Origin of the sequence: Streptomyces sp. NPDC001093 (genome assembly GCF_040298985.1) — a bacterium.
In the GTDB taxonomy this organism is placed as follows: Bacteria; Actinomycetota; Actinomycetes; order Streptomycetales; family Streptomycetaceae; genus Streptomyces.
In genome coordinates, this window is the sequence record NZ_JBEPBF010000061.1 from 1 (window position 1) to 18,725 (window position 18,725).

The window sequence follows — 18,725 nt, forward strand, 5'->3', positions numbered from 1 at the left end:
GGTGTGCAGGGCCGCGCACATCAGCGCCACGACCGCGCCGCCGGTGACCAGCGCCACCGCCACGCGCTGGGCCGCGTCCAGGGAGTGGCTGTCGGAGGAGCCGACCAGGGCCAGCAGCCCGGCGAGGCCCACGGTGGCCATGACCGCGCCGCGCCAGGCGGTCGTGCCGGCCCCGCGGCCGACGCACAGCGCCGCCATGGGCAGGGCGAAGACGATGGTCAGCGCGCCGAGCGGCTGCACGAGACTGAGCGGGCCGTAGGCCAGCGCCACCACGTGCAGCACGCCGCCGAGCCCGTTCAGCGCCATGGCCCCCCACCAGCCGGGCCGCCGCAGCGGCAGGTACGCGGTGCCGGGGGAGGCGAGCGCCACCTGCTCCTGCACGATCGCGCCGGCCGCGTAGGCGAGGGCGGACACGAACGACAGCAGCACGGACAAGGCGAGGGCGCTCATCGGCGTCTCCTGTGCGGGCGGCGGGGGCCCTGAGCCCGGCGCGACGTACGGTCGGCTTCCATGGCCAACACTCTGCCCGGTCGCACTCTTCCCGTCGTCGTACCTGAGCACGCAATGCCTCCTACTGCCGATGGAGTACACCCGTCGCGCGATCATCCTCGCGATGGGTGACGCGAGGCGGACACCCCGTGTCGGGCCCGGGGAACGCACCTGGTAGCAGTACTCGTTGTGGACCTCGACCCCGCTCTCGCCGCCCTCCGCCCGCTCGGCGGCTTCTTCGTCCTGCGTACGGTGCCCGGCCCGGCCGGAGCCGCCGCCGGACCGGATCCCGGCCAGCTGCCGACCCTCGCCGAGACCTACGGACGGGCGACGCCGGACGCGTTGGCGGTGCGGGTGGCCGTGGTCGCGGACCGGCTCGGCACCCGCGGGCCACGCGTGGCCGCCTCCATCGCCCAGCAGGGCCTGGCCGCCCGGCTGTGGTCGGCGGCCCTCGGCTGCGCCGCCCTGTACGGCCGGTTGCCCGACCTCGCCCCGCGCCTGCTGCGCTGGGACCCGCTCGCCTCCGCCCCCGACGACCTGTACCTGACCGAGCTGCGCCCGCGGCCCGGCGACGCCGCCGGCCTGGCCGCCGCCGTGCTGCACGGACACCTGGAACCCCTGACGGAGGCCCTGGGCGCCGGGTACGGCAGCGCGCCCGGACTGCTGTGGGGCAACGCGGGCTCCGCGCTCGCCGGGGCGGCCCGGCAACTGGACCGCTGGGCCCGCGCCCACGACCGTACCGACGTGGCCGACCGGGCCGGCGCCCTGACCGACGAACTCTTCGCCCACCCTCTCCTGCGCACCACCGGCGCCCGTACCGGCACCGCCTTCCGCCGCCGCAGCTGCTGCCTGTACTACCGGGTGCCCGGCGGCGGTGTCTGCGGCGACTGCTGCTTCATCCGGCCGCCGCGCTCTTCCCCAGGGGCCGCTTCTGGGTGACCATGAAAGGAACCTGCCGCTGGTACAAGGGGGTTGTCAGGTGCGTGTGGGACTGCTGACCCGGGAGTACCCCCCGGACGTGTACGGCGGCGCCGGTGTCCATGTGGAGTTCCTGGCCCGGGAGTTGGCCTCCCTGGTGGAGCTGGAGGTGCACTGCTGGGGCGAGGGCCGCGGCGTGGGCGTCGTACGCCACCGCCCCTGGTCCGCGCTCGACGGCTCCAACGACGCGCTGCGCACCTTCTCCGTGGACCTGTCCATCGCCGCCGCCCTCGAAGGCCGCGAACTCGTCCACTCCCACACCTGGTACGCGAACCTCGCCGGCCACTTCGCCAAGCTCCTGTACGGCGTCCCGCACGTGCTCACCGCCCACTCGCTGGAGCCGCTGCGGCCCTGGAAGGCCGAGCAACTGGCAGGCGGATACGCGCTGTCGAGCTGGGCCGAACGCACCGCCGTCGAGGCCGCCGACGCGGTGATCGCCGTGTCCGGCGCCATGCGCGAGGACATCCTGGCGTGCTACCCGGCGCTCGACCCGGCCCGCGTCCACGTCGTGCACAACGGCATCGACACCCACCTCTACCGGCCCGACCGCGGCACCGACGCCCTCACCCGGCACGGCATCGACCCCGCCCGCCCGTACGTCCTGTTCGTCGGCCGGATCACCCGCCAGAAGGGCGTGCCCCATCTGCTGCGCGCGGCACGGGACATCGACCCGGGCGTCCAGGTCGTGCTGTGCGCGGGCGCCCCCGACACCCCCGAGATCGACCGGGAGTTCCGCGAGCTGTTCGAGGAGCTGAGCCGCATGCGCGCGGGCGTGTTCTGGATCCCGCAGATGCTGCCGCGCCCCGAGGTGGTCCAACTCCTCACCCGCGCGGCCGTGTTCGTCTGCCCGTCGGTGTACGAGCCCCTCGGCATCGTCAACCTGGAGGCGATGGCCTGCGGCACCCCGGTCGTGGCCTCCCGGGTCGGGGGGATCCCGGAGGTCGTGGACGACGGCCGTACCGGTGTGCTGGTCGACGTGGACGAGGAGTTCGAGACGCGTCTCGCAGCTGCCCTGGAGGCCGTCCTCGGCGACCCGGAGGCGGCCCGGCGGATGGGCGAGGCCGGACGGGAGCGCGCGGCGCTGGAGTTCGGCTGGGACGCGGTGGCCCGGCGCACGGCCGCGCTGTACGAGGAGATCCTCAAGCAGGCTTAGTCCCGTCCGCTCGGGGCAGCCATGGTTCAACCAGGGTGAGGGGAGCGGCCATGCGTCGTGGAGGGCCTTCCGTACTCGGGATCGTACTGGCGGGCGGCGAGGGAAAGCGGCTGATGCCGCTGACCGCCGACCGCGCCAAACCAGCCGTCACCTTCGGCGGCACCTACCGTCTCGTCGACTTCGTCCTGTCCAACCTCGTCAACGCCGACGTGCTGCGCATCTGCGTGCTGACCCAGTACAAGTCGCACTCGCTGGACCGGCACATCACGACCACCTGGCGGATGTCCAGCCTGCTCGGCAACTACGTCACACCGGTCCCGGCCCAGCAGCGGCTCGGCCCGCGCTGGTACCTGGGCAGCGCCGACGCGATCCTGCAGTCGCTGAACCTGATCCACGACGAACAGCCCGAGTTCGTGGCCGTGTTCGGCGCCGACCACGTCTACCGCATGGATCCGCGGCAGATGCTCGCACAGCACATCGACGGCGGGGCCGGCGTGACGGTGGCCGGCATCCGGGTGCCGCGCGTGGAGTCCTCGTCCTTCGGGGTGATCACGCCGGGTTCGGACGGCCGTACGGTGCGGCGCTTCCTGGAGAAGCCCGCCGATCCGCCGGGCCTGGCCGACGACCCGGAGACCGTCTTCGCCTCGATGGGCAACTACATCTTCACCACCAAAGCCCTGATCGAGGCGCTGCACCGGGACGCCGAGGACGAACAGTCGGTGCACGACATGGGCGGCTCGATCCTGCCCCAGCTCACCGTGCGCGGCGAGGCCCAGCTGTACGACTTCGGCGAGAACCACGTGCCCGGCGAGACCACCCGTGACCAGGGCTACTGGCGGGACGTGGGCACGCTGGACGCCTACTACGAGGCGCACATGGACCTCATCGCCGAGCGGCCCGCGTTCAACCTCTACAACCGCCAGTGGCCCATCTACACCCACTCGGGCCAGCTCTCCCCGGCCCGCTTCAACGCGGGCGGCATCGCGAGCGAGTCCATCGTCAGCGCGGGCTGTCTGATCCGCGGTCAGGTGACCAGGTCGGTCCTCTCCCCGGGCGTACGGGTCGACCCGGGCGCGGTGGTCCAGGGCTCGGTGCTGCACGACAACGTGCGCATAGGCCGGGGCGCGGTGGTGCGCGGCGCCGTCCTCGACAAGAACGTCGAGGTCCCGCCCGGCGCGACCATCGGCGTCAACCCGGAACGGGACGCCGAGCTGTACACCGTGTCCAAGGGCGGGGTGATCGCCCTGGGGAAGGGACAGCGGGTGCCCTAGGGACAGGGTCCGCGGCATGCGATGCGCCATATGCGGGTCCGGCCGGCTGAGACCGGTCGGTGAGCTCATCTCGGGGGAGAGGTCGTTCCAGCGGCTGCGGCTGAGGTTTTGCCGGCCGGGATTCCTCAAGTCCCGGCCGGTGTTCGTGGCTTCCCTCGGGCGCGCCTGCCGCGACTGCGGAGCCCTGTTCCCCTTTCTCACGGAGTACGACCGGCGGGAACTGGATGCCGCGGCCGACGACCTGATCGAGGTCGAGGACGTCGTCCCGGAACCACACGCCTGGGACCCGCCCCGCAGTGCGGGTCAGGGCCGGACGCATGTCCGATGCCGCCGCACGCGTGTTCCGGTCCGCGATCCGCCCCGATCCGCCCGCCGTTCCCGCTCTGCCGGCCGACGAGGAGAGTGCCGTGGACCCGGCGGCCGTCGCCGGAGCCGGCACCGGCACGGTCATGGGCTTTCCGCAGGCGACCTGCGTCCCGGAGCCCGGCCGGACGCTGATGGAGCGGGCCGTGCAGCGGGCACGCGCGTGAAGCGTGCACACTTGTTCGGCTCACCAGCGACAGGAGCCGTGCGGACACGCACCGCTGCGACGCCGCGCTCGGCTTCGCCCGCAGCCACGAGGGATTCCCGCAGGCACTCTGACGAACCGTCATCATCCCGCCGATGCCGGGTGCGACGCGTTTGATCCGATAGCCGTACCTTGCCCGGATCTGAGTCGTTCGACCTTCAGGATTCAGACATCGATGTCGAACCTGCGGAGGTCATGCGACATGAGAGGGACCCGGCGCACGCGGCTGTGCCTGGCCGGGGTGATGGCAGCGTCCGCGCTGATCGCCACCCCCGCCGCACGGGCCGCCGAGCGGACCGACGGCCACCTCACCGATCTGGTCAACCCGTTCATCGGGAGCCAGGACGAGGGCAACACCTTTCCCGGCGCGGCCGTGCCCTTCGGCATGGTGCAGTTCTCTCCGGACACCGGGCACAACACCGGCTACGACTACACGCAGAACCGCATCCGCGGCTTCTCCCTGGTCCATCTCTCGGGCGTCGGCTGCCGCATCGGCGGCGACCTGCCCGTGCTGCCCACCACCGGCGAGGTCACGCAGACGGACTACACCCGGTACGCGGCCGGCTTCTCGCACCGGGACGAGACGGCGAGCCCCGGCTACTACCGGGTCGGTCTCTCCTCGGGCATCCGTGCCGAGCTGACCGCGACCGAGCGCACCGGCGTGCAGCGCTACACCTTCCCGGTCACCGACAAGGCCAACGTCCTGCTGAACGCGGCCCAGTCGCTGCACAAGGGGGTCTCCAGCTCCGTCGAGATCCTCGACGACCACACGGTGCGCACCGAGATCACCGGGCACGGCTTCTGCCGGGACACCGGCCCCTACACGGTCCACACGATCACCCGCTTCAGCCGGCCCTTCACCGCGTACGGCACCTGGGACGGCGGGACGCTCACCCCGGGCTCGCGCCGCGGACCCGGCGGCGCCTATGTCCGCTTCGACACCACCAAGGACCGTACGGTCGTCGCCACCACGGCCCTGTCGTACGTCGACGCGCGCGGCGCCGCCGGCAATCTGGCCGCCGAGGGCGGCCGGTCCTTCGACACGGTGCGCGAGCGGGCCCGCGAGGACTGGGAGAGGCGGCTCGCCGCCGTCCGCGTCCAGGGCGGCACGCGTACGCTGCGCCGGACCTTCTACTCCTCGCTGTACCGGTCCTTCCTCGCGCCGAACGTCGGCAGCGACGCCGACGGCCGCTACTTCGGCTGGGACCGCCGTGTCCACCGGGCCCAGGGCTTCACGTACTACCAGAACTGGTCGCTGTGGGACACCTACCGCACCCAGGCCCAGCTCCTCGCGCTCCTCGCGCCGCGCGAGGCACGGGACATGGCCCGCTCGGTCCTCGCGATCGACGAGGACGGCGGCTGGCTGCCCAAGTGGGGCTACGGCCCGGTCGAGACGAACGTCATGAGCGGTGACCCCGTCACCCCGTTCCTCACCACGGCCTACCAGACGGGGCTGCTCAAGGGCTTCGAGGAGCGGGTCTACCGCGCGCTCAAGAGGAACGCCGACGGCGTTCCCCCGGCCGCGTACCCGGGCATCGGCCGGGAGGCCAACACCGAGTACCTCGCGCACGGCTTCGCCCCGTTCGACCAGGACCGGCCGTACGCCAAGATGGGCGACTCCGACTACCACCACGGCGCCTCCGTCACGCTGGAGTACGCGCTCGCCGACGCCATGCTGGCCCAGATGGCGCGCGGCCTCGGCCACGAGGCCGACGCCGCCCGCTTCGCGGCACGGGCGCAGAACTACCGGAACATCTTCGACCCCTCGACCGGCTTCTTCCGTGCCCGCGACGCCTCCGGGGCCTTCACCGGCTCGGCCGACCCGGCGCGCGGCACCGGCTTCCACGAGGGCACCGCCTGGCAGTACCAGTGGCTCGTGCCGCAGGACGTGCCCGGCATGGTGCGGCTCATCGGCGGCGAGCACGCGGCCAACGACCGGCTGGACTCCTTCTTCGCCTACGACCGGCTGCTCGCCGACCCGGCGCAGACGGCCCGCGAGGTGTGGGTGCACGGCGACGCGTACGCGTACTACAACGCCGACAAGTACAACCCGATGAACGAGCCCGACCTCATCGCCCCCTACACCTATCTGGCCACCGGTCAGCCGTGGAAGACCACCGACGTGGTGCACGCCGCCCTGACCCTCTTCACCGACGGGCCCACCGGCATCACCGGCAACGACGACCTGGGCACGATGTCCGCCTGGAACGTGCTGTCGTCCATCGGCCTGTTCCCGATCCAGCCCGGCTACGGCACCTGGGGCCTGTCCACGCCGGTCTTCGACCGCGTCGACCTGACTCTGGACCGCCGCTACTGGCCGAGCGGCCGGCTGACCGTCGCCGCGCCGGGCACCTCCGCCACCGACCGCTACATCCAGACCGTCCGCACCGACGGAGCACCGCACGGGCAGACGTATCTGACGACGGGTGCGCTGCGCTCCCTGCGCTCGCTCGCGTTCACGGTCGGCCCGCGCCCGTCTGAGTGGGGTACGTCACCCGGGGCGGCGCAACCCGTGCTGAGGTGACCTCACGTTCCACCTGCGTCCCGCCTCTTTCGGACGAGGCGGGACTTAATCTGCTGTTAACTGAGCGTAGCCTGATCGTACTTGACCGTAATCGGGTGGCAGAGATTGACTGCGAGCGACTGCAGATCCGCCCGTCGTCGACGCGTGAGGCAATCCCTTGACTTCCGACCTGCTCGCCCCCCTGGACCTGGCGTTCTGGAACATCGAGTCCGACCGGCATCCGATGCACCTCGGCGCGCTCGGCGTCTTCGGCGCGCACTCGCCCACCGCCGGTGCCCACGCCGCCGACCTGCTCGCCGCCCGGGCCGCCGCCGTGCCCGGGCTTCGCCTGCGCATCCGCGACGTGTGGCAGCCGCTCGCCTTCGGCAGCGCCACCCGGGAGCCCGACCCGGACTTCGACCCGCTGAACCACGTACGGCTGCACGCCCCGACCCCCGACTTCCACGGCGTCGCCGGCCGGCTCATGGAGCGCCCGCTCGAGCGGGGCCGGCCGCCGTGGGAGGCGCATGTGCTGCCCGGCGAGGACGGGATGTCCTTCGCCGTGCTGTTCAAGTTCCACCACGCCCTCGCCGACGGGCTGCGCGCGCTGAAGCTCGCCGCCGGCATCCTCGACCCGGTGGACCTGCCCGAGCGGGCGCCGCGCGCCATCGAGCCGCAGCGCGGGCTGCTGCCCGACGTGCGCAGGCTGCCGGGGCTCGTCCCCGGGCTGGTCAAAGGTGCGCTGTCCGACGTGGGCCGGGCCCTGGACATCGGGGCCTCCCTCGCCCGGTCCACCCTCGGCATGCGGCCCACCTCCGCGCTCACCTCCGCCCCGAGCGGCACCCGCCGCACCGCCGGGGTGGTCTTCGACATCGACGACGTGCACCGGGTGCGCAAGACCGCCGGCGGCACCGTCAACGACGTGCTGATCGCCGTCGTCGCCGGGGCGCTGCGCCGCTGGCTGGAGGAACGCGGCGAGTGCACGAAGGACGTGGCGCCCCGTGCCCTCATCCCCGTCTCGCGGCGCCGTCCGCGCACCGCGCACCCACAGGGCAACCGGCTCTCCGGCTATCTGATACGGCTCCCGGTGGGCGAGCCGGATCCGCTCGGCCGGCTCGGCACCGTGCGCACCGCGATGCTCCGCAACAAGGACGCGGGGCCGAACCGTGGCGCGGGTGCCGTGGCGCTGCTCGCCGATCACGTCCCGGCCCTCGGCCACCGGCTCGGCGGGCCGCTCGTCGGGCAGGCGGCCCGGCTGTGGTTCGACATCCTCGTCACCAGCGTGCCGCTGCCGGGGCTGGGACTGCGGCTGGGCGGGCACGAGCTGAGCGAGGTGTATCCGCTGGCACCGCTCGCCCCGGGGCAGTCGCTGGCGGTGGCCATCTCCACGTATCGCGGCCGTGTGCACTACGGCCTGGTCGCCGATGCGCAGGCAGTGCCGGACCTGGACCGGTTCGCTCACGCGGTGTCGACCGAGGTGTCGACGTTGCTGGCGGCCTGCGAGGCCTGACCCGGCCTCGCAGGCCGGGACGGGGTTCCCACCCGCACCGCCGAGCGGCTTTCACCACCGGGTGCGGGTGGCTCCCGGTGGTGCGCTCTCGTGGTGGGTGGCTGTGGCTGGTCGGGGGCGGGGGTGGTCTGGCTTCGGTCGGGGTGGGGTTCGCGCGCGTACTGCCGTGTGGTTTTCGTCGCCGGGTGCGGGTGGCCCCGGCGGTGCGCCTGCGCCGCCGCCGGCGGCGGCTGTGGCTGGTCGGGGGCGGGGAGGGCGCTCGGCGGGGGCCGCCCCCGAGGCGACCGGATCTCCGGCTGGTGCGGCACTGCAGCCGCGGGGGCCCGGTCCGCTCGGGCGATGGGGAAACGGGCGCGGGAGTGGGTGGTTTCGCTGCTGGTCCTGGTGGGTTTGGCGGTGGGCCGGTGCGCTCCGTAAAATTCCCCGTTCGAAAGCGGGCGCGAGTCGGAGCGCTGCGCGGGTGATCAGGGAAGCGGCAGCGCGATGACGGTGACAGAGGACGGCTCCATGGCCTCCATGGCCACGGAGGAAGTGGTCTACGGCCCCGGTATCGACCCGGAGCGGCTGGCCGTCTGCCTCAGCGTGCTCGAGGAGCTCGACACCATCGAGGTCGACCACCCGGACGCGATCAAGGTCCGCCGGGCCACCTCGCACATCTACCGCACGGTCAAGCAGCGCCGCCGCCAGGAGCGCCGGGCCGCCAAGACCGCGCACGACCGCGCCGTCACCGAGGCCACCGCCACCGGCTCCGCCGAGCGCATCGACGACGAGACCGAGGGCATCCTGCCCTCCTCCAAGGTCGACGCCGGCACGATCGCGGGCATACTCCAGCGCCCCCGCTCCTGCTACACCTGCAAGACCCGCTACGTCGAGGTCGACTACTTCTACCACCAGCTCTGCCCGGACTGCGCCCGCACGAACCGCGCCAAGCGCGACGCCCGCGCCGACCTCACCGGCAAGCGCGCCCTGCTCACCGGCGGCCGCGCCAAGATCGGCATGTACATCGCGCTGCGCCTGCTGCGTGACGGCGCGCACACGACCATCACCACGCGCTTTCCCAAGGACGCCATCCGCCGGTTCAAGGCGATGGAGGACTCGGCGGACTGGATCCACCGTCTGGAGGTCGTCGGGATCGACCTGCGCGACCCGGCCCAGGCCGTGGCCCTCGCCGAGCAGGTCGCCGAGGCGGGCCCGCTCGACATCCTGATCAACAACGCGACCCAGACCGTACGCCGCCTGCCCTCCGCGTACGCGGCCCTGGTCGAGGGTGAGACCGCCCCGCTGCCCGCCGGTGAACTCCCCGCCCACCACGTCATCGGCGCCTTCAACTCCGGCGCCGTCGACGGTATCGCCGCCCTGCCCGTCGGCACCAGCGGCCTGGACGCCCAGAAGGTCGCCGACCTCGCCCTGGTCGCGGGCAACGCCAGCGTCGCCCGGCACCTCGACGGCACCGCCATCGACGCCGGCGGCCTCGTCCCCGACGTCGTCGACACCAACACCTGGGTGCAGACCATCGACCAGATCTCGCCGGTCGAGCTGCTCGAGACCCAGCTGTGCAACTACACGTCGCCGTTCATCCTGATCAGCGCCCTGCGCCCGGCCATGGCCGACGCCGCGAAGAAGGCGGGCAGCGGGCGTGCGTACATCGTCAACGTCTCGGCGATGGAAGGCGTCTTCAGCCGCGGCTACAAGGGCGCCGGGCACCCGAACACCAACGCCGCGAAGGCGGCCATGAACATGGTCACGCGGACCAGCGCGGCGGAGATGTTCGAGACCGACGGCATCCTCATGACCTCCGTCGACACCGGCTGGATCACCGACGAGCGCCCGCACTACGACAAGCTGCGCCTCGCCGAGGCCGGCTTCCACGCCCCCCTCGACCTGGTCGACGGCGCCGCCCGCGTCTACGACCCGATCGTGCGCGGCGAGGCGGGCGAGGACCTGCACGGCGTCTTCCTGAAGGACTACGCGCCGGGCAAGTGGTGACCGTGCGCAGGTGACGCCCTTCCCCGCGCCCCGGGCGTCAGTCCACCGCGCCGAGCCGGGAATGGCGGGCCGCCACCAGCTCCAGCACCGTGCGCCAGTCCTCCAGGACGCCCGCGTCGAACCCCGCCGTACGGCTCTCCTCGTCGGCCTGGCGCAGCCGCAGCACATCGTCGTCGGCCGGGCCCGCCTCCCCGCGCACCAGACGGAACACCCGCTCCCCGAGCAGGGAGCGCACCGCCTCGGCCGCGCCGAGCGCCCGGCCCCTCTCGTCACCCGGGCACAGCACCGGCCCGATGCCGTGCACCAGCCCCGCCACCTGGAGCTCCTTGTCGGCGGGGCGGCTGCGGCGCAGCAGCGCGGCGGTTCGCAGCGCGTGCTGGTGCCGGCCGGCGTACAGCAGATCCATCAGCTCCTCGACGCTGCGCAGCTCCATGCGTCAGTCCTTCCGCGAGACAGCCGTTGCAGCTCATCAGCAGATCATGGCGAGCTTGCGCCCCGGCCAACGGCACCTGAACTGAGCCGCATGCAGTCCGAGTGGGTGACCCGCTCGACGGCCGGGTGATGCGCCGCAAGGTAAATGGCCGCATATTAGGAGGTATTGGGGGGCGAAACGACTTCTGATAGTTACACCTTGTTTGCACTCCCGATCGAGCGCGAGCCCGCTCATTTGGGTAATCTGGAGGGGACGGGCAGCAGCACCGGGTCCCACCCAGACCCATACGTCCGTACCGGCGCCACCGCGTCCGAACTGGCCTTCCAACCAGACCCGAGCGGGCGCCGAGTGCCGGAGCGCAGGCTGTCCGGCAGGCCCCCCGAGGGTGACCGACACATAAGGAGTGCGCGGTGACACCGGAGAAGACGAATCGCGATCAGCGCCCCAAGGAACGCACGGAACGCGTGGGCCGGCGCCCTGGGGAGCTCGGCAGCCTCGATGTGTGGGCCCGGTCCGCCCCGATCCGCCTGGCGGGTTACGAGGACGACCTCGCCGAACCCCACATCCTGCCCAGCGTGGACTGACCCCCGGGCCGGACCCCTGGCGATCGCCGGCCGCATGGGCGTGACCTGACAGACTCACGCCCATGTTGATCAGAGCAGCCCTGGCCGACGACTGGCCGCGGATCTGGCCTTTCTGGCACCGGATCGTCGCCGCCGCCGAAACCTACGCCTGGGACCCCGAGACCTCCGAGAACGACGCCCGCGCACTCTGGATGAACCCCGCCAAGCGCGTCTACGTCGCCGAGGACGCGACCGGAGCGGTGCTCGGCTCGGCCTATCTCACCCCGAACTACGGCGGCCCCGCCGCCCGCGTCGCCAACGCCGGTTTCATGGTGGACCCGGACCGCGCCGGCGAGGGTATCGGCCGGGCCCTCGCCGAACACGTCCTCGCCCAGGCCAGGGCCCACGGCTACCGCGCGATGGTCTTCAACGCCGTGGTCGAGACGAACCCCGCCGTCGCCCTGTGGACCTCCCTGGGCTTCATCGTCCTCGGCACGGTCCCGGACGCCTTCGACCATCCCCGGCACGGCAGGGTGGGCCTGCACATCATGTACCGGTCGCTCGAGTAGGCCGCCAACAGGCGCGGGCCTCCTGACCCGTACGGCCGGGGCTCAGGAGCCGGCCACCGGCGCCGTCCGCCGCCACGGGCGCAGCGTCTCCAGCTCCTCCGCCAGCTCCAGCAGCACGGCCTCCGAACCCGGCCGGCCCACGAGCTGTACGGCGCAGGGGGCGCCCGAGGGAAGGGTGCCGAACGGGACCGACATCGCGGGCCAGCCGGTCAGGTTCCAGGGCGGGGTGAACGGGGAGTACGCGGTGTTGGCCAGGACGTTGCGCAGCCAGCCGCGTTCGTGCCACGGACCGGCCCCGGGGGAGCGCCGGGCCAGGGCCGCGGTGAGCAGGACGTCGTACTCGGTGAAGAAGGGGGTCAGCCGGGCGCGCAGGCGCTCACGGCTGTCCCCGGTGCGCACCGAGCGGACGAACCGACGCCCCAGCGCCGCGTGCACCCGGGTCCGCCGGGCCAGCAGGGCCCGGTCCAGGCCCTCGGCGTCGACCGCGGTCCCGGCCGTCCAGTGCCGCAGCGCGGTCACGCCCAGCGAGAGGGGATACGGCGGCTCGGCCCGCCGCACCCGGTGCCCGGCCCGCGTGAGCTCCCCGGCCGCCTCCCGGACCGCGGTCGTATACGGTCGGCTCACGCTCACCCCGGCGAGCGGACTGCGCACGGCCGCGGCGATCCGCCGGCGCGGGGGCTCCGCCGCACCCGGGACCTCCGCGCCCGCCAGCACGCCCAGCATCAGCCGCAGGTCCTCGACCGTCGTGGCCAGCGGGCCGTTCTCCGCCATGCCGAACCAGTCGCCGTTGCCGATCCCCGCCGGCACCACGCCGTGCCCCGGCTTCAGCGTGACCAGGCCGCAGTTCGCCGCCGGGATGCGCAGTGACCCCATCCCGTCGTTGCCGAGCGCGATCGGTACCAGGCCCGCGGCCACCGCGGCCGCGCTGCCGCCGGAGGAGCCGCCCGCCGTCCGGGAGACGTCCCAGGGATTGCGGGCGGTGCCGAACACGCCCTCCGTGGTGCCGAACACACACAGCTCCGGCACGTTGGTCAGACCCACGACCACCGCGCCGGCCGCCCGCAGCCGGGCCACCGTGACGTGATCCTCGGCGGCCGGGGTGTCGGGGGTGGCGGCGGAGCCGTCGCGGTGGGACTCGCCGCGCACCGCGAGATTGTCCTTCACGGCCACCGGCACGCCCGCGAGCGGCAGTTCGGCCAGATCGGCGCGGGAGGCCACCTCGTCGGCCTCGGCGAGCGCCGCCTCGGCCCGCACCTTCCGGAACGCCCCGATCCGGCCGTCGAGCCGCTCGATCCGCGCGAGATGCTCGGCCGCCACCTCCCGGGGTGTCACCCGCTTCTCGCGTACGGCAGCGGCTATCTCGGCGGCACTCCGCCCGGCCCAGTCACCCACGGGCACTCCTCGCTCGGTCTCGCTCGGTCGTCGGCTACTCGCTGGTACGAATCACGGCGCAGGGAGAACTGTGCCTGGTCGGGCGGGGTACGTCGAGAGCCAGGGCGACGCAACGTGTTCGTCATCCGATCAATCCTTCAAGTCCCGTACCCTGCAGCGCCGTTGACAGGCTTGTCGGCGCCACACAATTATCAAGACGTCCGATGAATCGGAGTTTATGGGAGCCGCTCATGAGCACGCCCGGGGCCACGGCAGGCGCCCGGCTGCGGGAGACGGGGGAGTGGCTCAAGGTCAACGGGGAGGCGGTGTACGACACCACGTACTGGTCCCGGATGGGCCAGCTCGGGGAGGATCCGCGCTTCACGGTCCGCCCGGACGAGGCTTTCAACGTCCATTCACTGGCCCGCCCGGGCGCGAAGCTGATCGTCGGGGCGCCGGTGCCGGTGCGGGCGGGGGACAAGGTGACCATGCTCGGCCACGACCGGCCCCTGACCTGGACCATGACGAACGGTTCGCTGGTCATCGACGTACCGGAGGCCGCGCGGATCGCGGGCCGGTACGTGTGGGTGTTCAAGGTGGACTGGCGGGCTTGAGCGGTCGGGCCTCGGCGCAGGCACGGAGGTCGGGCGGGAGCAGGCCGAGGATCCGGTCCCGCTCGGCCTCGCTCGGGCCGACCTCCCGGGCAAGGCGGAAGAGGCCGAGGTGGGCCTCGGCGGTCTCGCGGAGACCGAGCAGCGCCCCGGCGGCCTCGACCCGGTCGGGGACGGGGGCGGAGGTGTCGGCGAGCACCGTCTTCAGTGCTTCCTCGGCCAGGTTGCGCACCGGGCGGTACGCCGCGAGTCCTCGTGCCGCCCGGACCCGGTGCCGGGCCGCTGCGGAATCGGATTCCAGGATCCTGCGATAGGCGGCCACCGCCTCGTTGCCCACGTCCAGTCCGTCCCAGGCGGAGGCGGCGGCGAGGTGAGCCTCGGGGTCCGTGGTGTGCGAGCCGGAGAGGTCGCGCAGGACGTTCCGTCCCTCCTCGCCGAGGTCTTCGGTGAGCAGGGCGGCGGCCCCGGCCCTGACCGCCGGCGGCACGTCCGGGTCGGTGGCCAGGGCGCGGGTGAGGGGGATGCGGTTGTGGGCGCCGCTGGTGGGGAGGAACGCGCAGAGGGCTACGCGGAGTTCGGGCGGTTCGGTGGGGTCGCTCGCGAGGGAGTGCCTCATGGCCGGCTGCGCCCAGCCGACCCCCTCCGCGGCCGCGATCCGGTCCGGCAAGGGCGCTTCGGGATCCTTCGCCCAGGCCAGCAGCAGACCCTCCGTCCGGCGCTTCCCAGGTTCGTCCCGCAGCAGCAGGCCGAGCGGCCTCAGCAGTGTCAGGGCCTCGGTCCGACGCTGCTGGACCAGGTCCATCCACCGGTCGACGGCCTCGCGGGGGTCCACACCGGCGATCGCGGCGATGCGGAGGTGAGTGCGGTCGGTGCCCCGCCCGAGAAGCACGTACTCGGCACAGCCGCCGGACAGACCGGACACGTACGATCCCGTCGCGGCCAGCTGCATGCTCAGCCGGTGCAGCCGGCCGTCGCGCATCCCCGCGACCAGCGCCATCCACCGGTCGTAGGGAATCCACTCGAAGGCCCGGCTCAAGGCCCTCACCCGGATCGCCTCGTCGATCCCGGGATCCTCCACCATGCCCATGAGCGCGAGGCGGACGCACGGTGCCATGGCCGCGCGGTACTGCCACCGTTCCTCTTCGATGTCCAGCAGAGCGTCCGGGGGCGTCGTGGTGCCGGCGAACATGGCCCGCATCCGTTCGTGCACCGGTGACTCGGTCACCAGCGCGTCAGCGAGATCCAGCAGCTGCCACAGCCGTTCGTCCTTGATTCCGGGCTCGTCCAGCAGACGGTGCAGCGTCTCCGAGGCCGCGCGCTGGTCCACCGCGGCCAGTCGCTCGAGTGACTGGATGCGGTGCCGCACACCGGCGAGGGGGTCCTCCGCGATCCGGCGCAGCAGACCGGACGCGGTTTCGCGGTGTTCGGCGCCCAGGATCCCCGTCGCGGCGCGGAGGCGCACGGCTGCGGGCAGTGTTCCGTCGGATGCCGTCCTGACGAGGCCTTCCGCCCAGGCCGCGGTGTCGTCGTCGGCGGGGAACTCCACGAGGGCCAGGCGCTCGGACATCCCCACGTCGGGATCGGAGGCCAGGTGGCGCAGTTCGTCACGTGTCCGCTCGCTCGCGCCCATGCCGATCAGCCGGGAGGCGTACCCCAGGCGCTCGGTCAGGGTGGCGTCCGGGTCGCGCATCGCCGTCAGCAGAAGTTCCCGGGCCCTGGCCGGGGGCCCCAACTCCCTCAGGAAGTGCGCCAGTTCGTTGAGCTGCGAGCCCTGCCGCCGCGTCTGCGGGAACTCGTCCACGCAGGCTTGCGCAGTGGTGAGCCGGCCGGCTCGGACGAGGGCGCGGACGGCTGCCCAGCGGGTCGAGGCGGACAGCCTCTCGTCGCGGGCCGTCCGCTCGAGAAGCTGAGCGTCGGTCGTGGCACCAATGGCGTTGCGGATCACGTCGTCGGAAGCGGTCCGGTCGCGCAGGATCTCGGCCGCCAGCGTCCGCGTGACCTGCAGCCGCAACGGTCGGCGCAGCCGCATGGCGGCTTGCAGACGCAGGTGGGCCGGAGCGGAGGTGTCCCGGCAGAGGCTCTCCAGCACCTCGGGCCGCTCCTGCGACAGCAGCGTGCCGACCAGGTACACGGCCTCGTACGCAGGCAGCCGGGCCAGCCGGGGATTCGCCGCCAGGGCCTCGGCCAGAGCGGTCCTCGTGTCGGAGTCGGTGACGTTCACCAGGTGGTACAGCTGGTCGTCGGTGTCGATGTCCAGCAAACCCGTGGACGTGCGCAGCAGACGTGCGAGCAGATGCGTGCCCCCGGCGCGGTCCAGTCCCCACAGCGCCGTGGCAGCCAGCAGGCGGCGGTCCGGCAGCCGGCCGGGATCCCGGGCCATGGCCACGAGACGCTCACACGCCCCGGCGGGATCCCCCGCCTCGGCCAACAGCTCCGCGATGTCGATCCGCAGCGACAGCGGCAGGTCCTCGTCGTCGGCGAGTTCCGCGGCGAGGGCGGCCGCGTCCGCGCACGCACGCCGTACGTAGCGTTCCAGCGCGACCAGACGCGGCCCGTTCGGCACGGTGCCGTCACGCACGAGGGCGGCCAGGTCCTCTTCGTGCAGCACGGTGCACAGCCGCTCCAGCACGGTGTTCACCGTGACCGAGTCGCCCACCCGGACGCCCCGGTCGTACAGCTTGATCACCGCCCGGGTGAACCAGGCCGCCAGCCGCCGGTCCACGGTCGCCTCGTCGCAGAGGATGGTCGCGCACAGCAGCAGGTCCCGCCAGCCGCCCGTGCGTACGGCGGTGCGCAGGAACTCGTCCAGCGGGTGGGCCTGCTGCCAGGCCGCCGCGATGAAGAGGATCAGCTTGGGCTGTTCGGCGGCGATCGCGTCCCGCAGGATGCGCAGCGCCTCCGGGGCCCGGGGGCTCAGCCGCTCGGCGATGGCGCACCCCGCCAGGTACTCCTGGACGGTGTGGTGCAGGAAGTAGAACCCGCCGCTGCGCCGGGTGATCAGACCGGTGAGGGTCAGGGCGCGCTCGACCACGTCCGCGGGCGCAGTCGCCTCCGGGGCCCGCACGGCGAGGAGTTCGAGAACCTGGTCCAGCAGCGGACGGGTGTCCCCGGCCTGCCGGCGGTCCGCCACCGGCCCGAGGACGTCATGCACATGGGCCAGCAGCTCGGGGGTGACACCGAGCACCGCCGCGCCGCCGTCGGCGAGGCGCCGGCCGCCCTTGTCGCGCAGCAGCCGGACGAACCGGGCGTAGAGGTCGGCGTGATGCCGGGGCAGGCCACCCGTCGCCGCGATCACGCAGATCATGGTGAGGTACAGCGGGTTGCGGGCCATGTCCCCGAGCCACCCGTGGCGCAGCTCGTCGGTCAGGGACGCGACCCGGCGCGCCGCGTCCGGCACCTCGAGCTCGGTGAACCAGGCCAGCGCGACCTTGGCGATCTCCTCCTCCCCGAACTGCTCCAGCGTGTACTGCCGCAGCTCGCCCAGCTGGTACATCTCCGCCGCCACCAGCGACCGGCTGGCCACCGCGAACCGCAGGTCCGGATCGTCCGTGAGCCCCTTGAGGCGCCGGACGACCTTGCGCCGGGCCTCCGGGTCCAGGACCTCGTCCAGACCGTCGACGCACACCAGCCAGGGCACGCCCGGCAGGGGAGCGGCCGCGAAGAACTCCGCGCCGAACGAGCGGCGCAGACCGGTGAGATCGCGCCGTACCGTCTCCGCCAGGGCCTCCGGCAGCGGGCGGTCGACCAGCTGGTCGGCGGCGATGCGCACGGGGACGTACGACGGCGCCTCCGCCGGGTGCTCCAGCCACGCCGTCGCCGCCGTGAACGTCAGGCGCCGCAGCAGGCTGGACTTGCCGGACCCGGCCTCACCGGTGAAGAGCACATGCCGGGCGCCGTCGAGAACGCCCTCGGCGGGCCGCTTCTCGTCGGATGCCCGCCGGTCGGGCGTCTCGCGCCGCGCCGACGCCTCCTGCCGCACGTACACGGTGGACAGCGGAATGTCCTTGGTGTCGGCGACCAGCATCGCGTAGGGATGCTCGTCCGCCCCGATCCGTGCCGCCCGCAGATACTCCCGCAGCCGGGGGCCGGGGTGGCGGAAGCCGCCGGCGCGCAGCTGAGCGTCGTCCAGCGCGGACAGCCAGGCGATGGGGGCCCCGGGAACGGCACAGCGCGCCAGCACCTCCTCGATCGGCACCATGTGGGCGCTGCCCGCCAGGTCGGAGCGCGCCAGCATGCCGCAGACCGCGCCGGTCCGCTCGTTCACCACCGGGCTGCCGCTGTAGCCCTCGCCGACCGGTGTGCCGTAACCGCGCGGCATGGCCAGCGGGTCGTGGAGGGTGAGGCGGGAAGGGCCCAGGTACTGCAGGGTCGCCCACTGGCCCGGCTGGTAGTGGCCCTTGGGATGACCGTAGACGGACAGGCTGTCGCCGGCCCGCAGATGCGGTGAGGTCGCCACGGGGTGGGCCGCGGTCCCGCAGCGCAGGAAGGCGACGTCCAGCCCGTTCGGCGAACGGTGGATGTCCTCCTCGGCGACCGTGAGCGCGAGGTCGGCCTGGCTCGCGACGATCCGGCCCCGCACCGCGCCCGCCGCCCCGGCCACCACATGCGCGCACGTCACCACCACGCCGGGAGCGATGACGAATCCGGTCCCGCCCCTGTCCTGACCGGGCAGGTCCAGCGCGACGGTCGACGCCTCCAGCAGCTCCCTCCACCCGTCCAC

The 18,725-nt window shown here is 72.9% G+C and carries 13 protein-coding genes and 1 pseudogene; 10 read left to right on the forward strand and 4 right to left on the reverse strand.

Features of this window, described 5'->3' with window-relative positions; translation table 11 throughout:
- Positions 1 to 450: pseudogene (locus ABT288_RS27125) on the reverse strand (DMT family transporter); the annotation flags it as partial.
- Between the two features lie 228 nt (positions 451 to 678).
- Here ABT288_RS27125 and ABT288_RS27130 point away from each other — a divergent pair.
- From ABT288_RS27130 to ABT288_RS27160, 7 genes are all read left to right on the forward strand, one after another.
- Positions 679 to 1,428, forward strand: a complete 750-nt coding sequence (locus ABT288_RS27130; RefSeq protein ID WP_351612763.1) for a (2Fe-2S)-binding protein — start codon at positions 679 to 681, stop codon at positions 1,426 to 1,428.
- 40 nt (positions 1,429 to 1,468) lie between these two features.
- The gene (gene glgA, locus ABT288_RS27135; protein WP_351612766.1) at positions 1,469 to 2,620 is read left to right on the forward strand and encodes a glycogen synthase; all 1,152 of its coding nucleotides are present in this window, start codon (positions 1,469 to 1,471) and stop codon (positions 2,618 to 2,620) included.
- Between the two features lie 50 nt (positions 2,621 to 2,670).
- Positions 2,671 to 3,891 carry a glucose-1-phosphate adenylyltransferase gene (gene glgC, locus ABT288_RS27140; RefSeq protein WP_351612768.1) on the forward strand — a complete coding sequence of 407 codons (1,221 nt, stop codon included), beginning with the start codon at positions 2,671 to 2,673 and terminating at the stop codon, positions 3,889 to 3,891.
- Between the two features lie 317 nt (positions 3,892 to 4,208).
- Positions 4,209 to 4,421, forward strand: coding sequence for a hypothetical protein (locus ABT288_RS27145; RefSeq protein WP_351612771.1), 213 nt, complete (start codon positions 4,209 to 4,211; stop codon positions 4,419 to 4,421).
- 240 nt (positions 4,422 to 4,661) lie between these two features.
- Complete coding sequence (locus ABT288_RS27150; RefSeq protein ID WP_351612774.1) at positions 4,662 to 6,983, forward strand: GH92 family glycosyl hydrolase; 2,322 nt, start codon at positions 4,662 to 4,664, stop codon at positions 6,981 to 6,983.
- A gap of 157 nt (positions 6,984 to 7,140) precedes the next feature.
- Positions 7,141 to 8,472, forward strand: a complete 1,332-nt coding sequence (locus ABT288_RS27155; protein ID WP_351612777.1) for a wax ester/triacylglycerol synthase family O-acyltransferase — start codon at positions 7,141 to 7,143, stop codon at positions 8,470 to 8,472.
- Between the two features lie 483 nt (positions 8,473 to 8,955).
- Positions 8,956 to 10,458 (forward strand): SDR family NAD(P)-dependent oxidoreductase, encoded by a 1,503-nt coding sequence (locus ABT288_RS27160; protein WP_351612780.1) that lies wholly within the window; start codon positions 8,956 to 8,958, stop codon positions 10,456 to 10,458.
- A 37-nt stretch (positions 10,459 to 10,495) separates the two neighbouring features.
- Here the strand turns inward: ABT288_RS27160 and ABT288_RS27165 are convergent, their stop codons facing one another.
- Positions 10,496 to 10,891 (reverse strand): hypothetical protein, encoded by a 396-nt coding sequence (locus ABT288_RS27165; RefSeq protein ID WP_351612782.1) that lies wholly within the window; start codon positions 10,889 to 10,891, stop codon positions 10,496 to 10,498.
- A 410-nt stretch (positions 10,892 to 11,301) separates the two neighbouring features.
- Here ABT288_RS27165 and ABT288_RS27170 point away from each other — a divergent pair, with 410 nt between their 5' ends.
- Positions 11,302 to 11,475 carry a hypothetical protein gene (locus tag ABT288_RS27170; protein WP_184966741.1) on the forward strand — a complete coding sequence of 58 codons (174 nt, stop codon included), beginning with the start codon at positions 11,302 to 11,304 and terminating at the stop codon, positions 11,473 to 11,475.
- Positions 11,476 to 11,537: 62 nt separating this feature from the next.
- Entirely contained in the window at positions 11,538 to 12,023 is a 486-nt protein-coding gene (locus ABT288_RS27175; RefSeq protein WP_351612784.1) for a GNAT family N-acetyltransferase, read from the forward strand.
- Between the two features lie 42 nt (positions 12,024 to 12,065).
- On the opposite strand, the gene ABT288_RS27180 is transcribed toward ABT288_RS27175, so the two are convergent.
- A complete protein-coding gene (locus ABT288_RS27180; protein WP_351612786.1) occupies positions 12,066 to 13,415 on the reverse strand; it encodes an amidase in 1,350 nt (449 codons plus the stop codon).
- Positions 13,416 to 13,645: 230 nt separating this feature from the next.
- Here ABT288_RS27180 and ABT288_RS27185 point away from each other — a divergent pair, with 230 nt between their 5' ends.
- Positions 13,646 to 14,008: an alpha-L-fucosidase C-terminal domain-containing protein gene (locus tag ABT288_RS27185; RefSeq protein ID WP_351612789.1), complete on the forward strand. Its 363-nt coding sequence runs from the start codon at positions 13,646 to 13,648 to the stop codon at positions 14,006 to 14,008.
- Here ABT288_RS27185 and ABT288_RS27190 read toward each other — a convergent pair.
- The gene (locus ABT288_RS27190) at positions 13,986 to 18,725 is read right to left on the reverse strand and encodes a trypsin-like peptidase domain-containing protein (RefSeq protein ID WP_351612792.1); all 4,740 of its coding nucleotides are present in this window, start codon (positions 18,723 to 18,725) and stop codon (positions 13,986 to 13,988) included. The genes ABT288_RS27185 and ABT288_RS27190 overlap by 23 nt on opposite strands.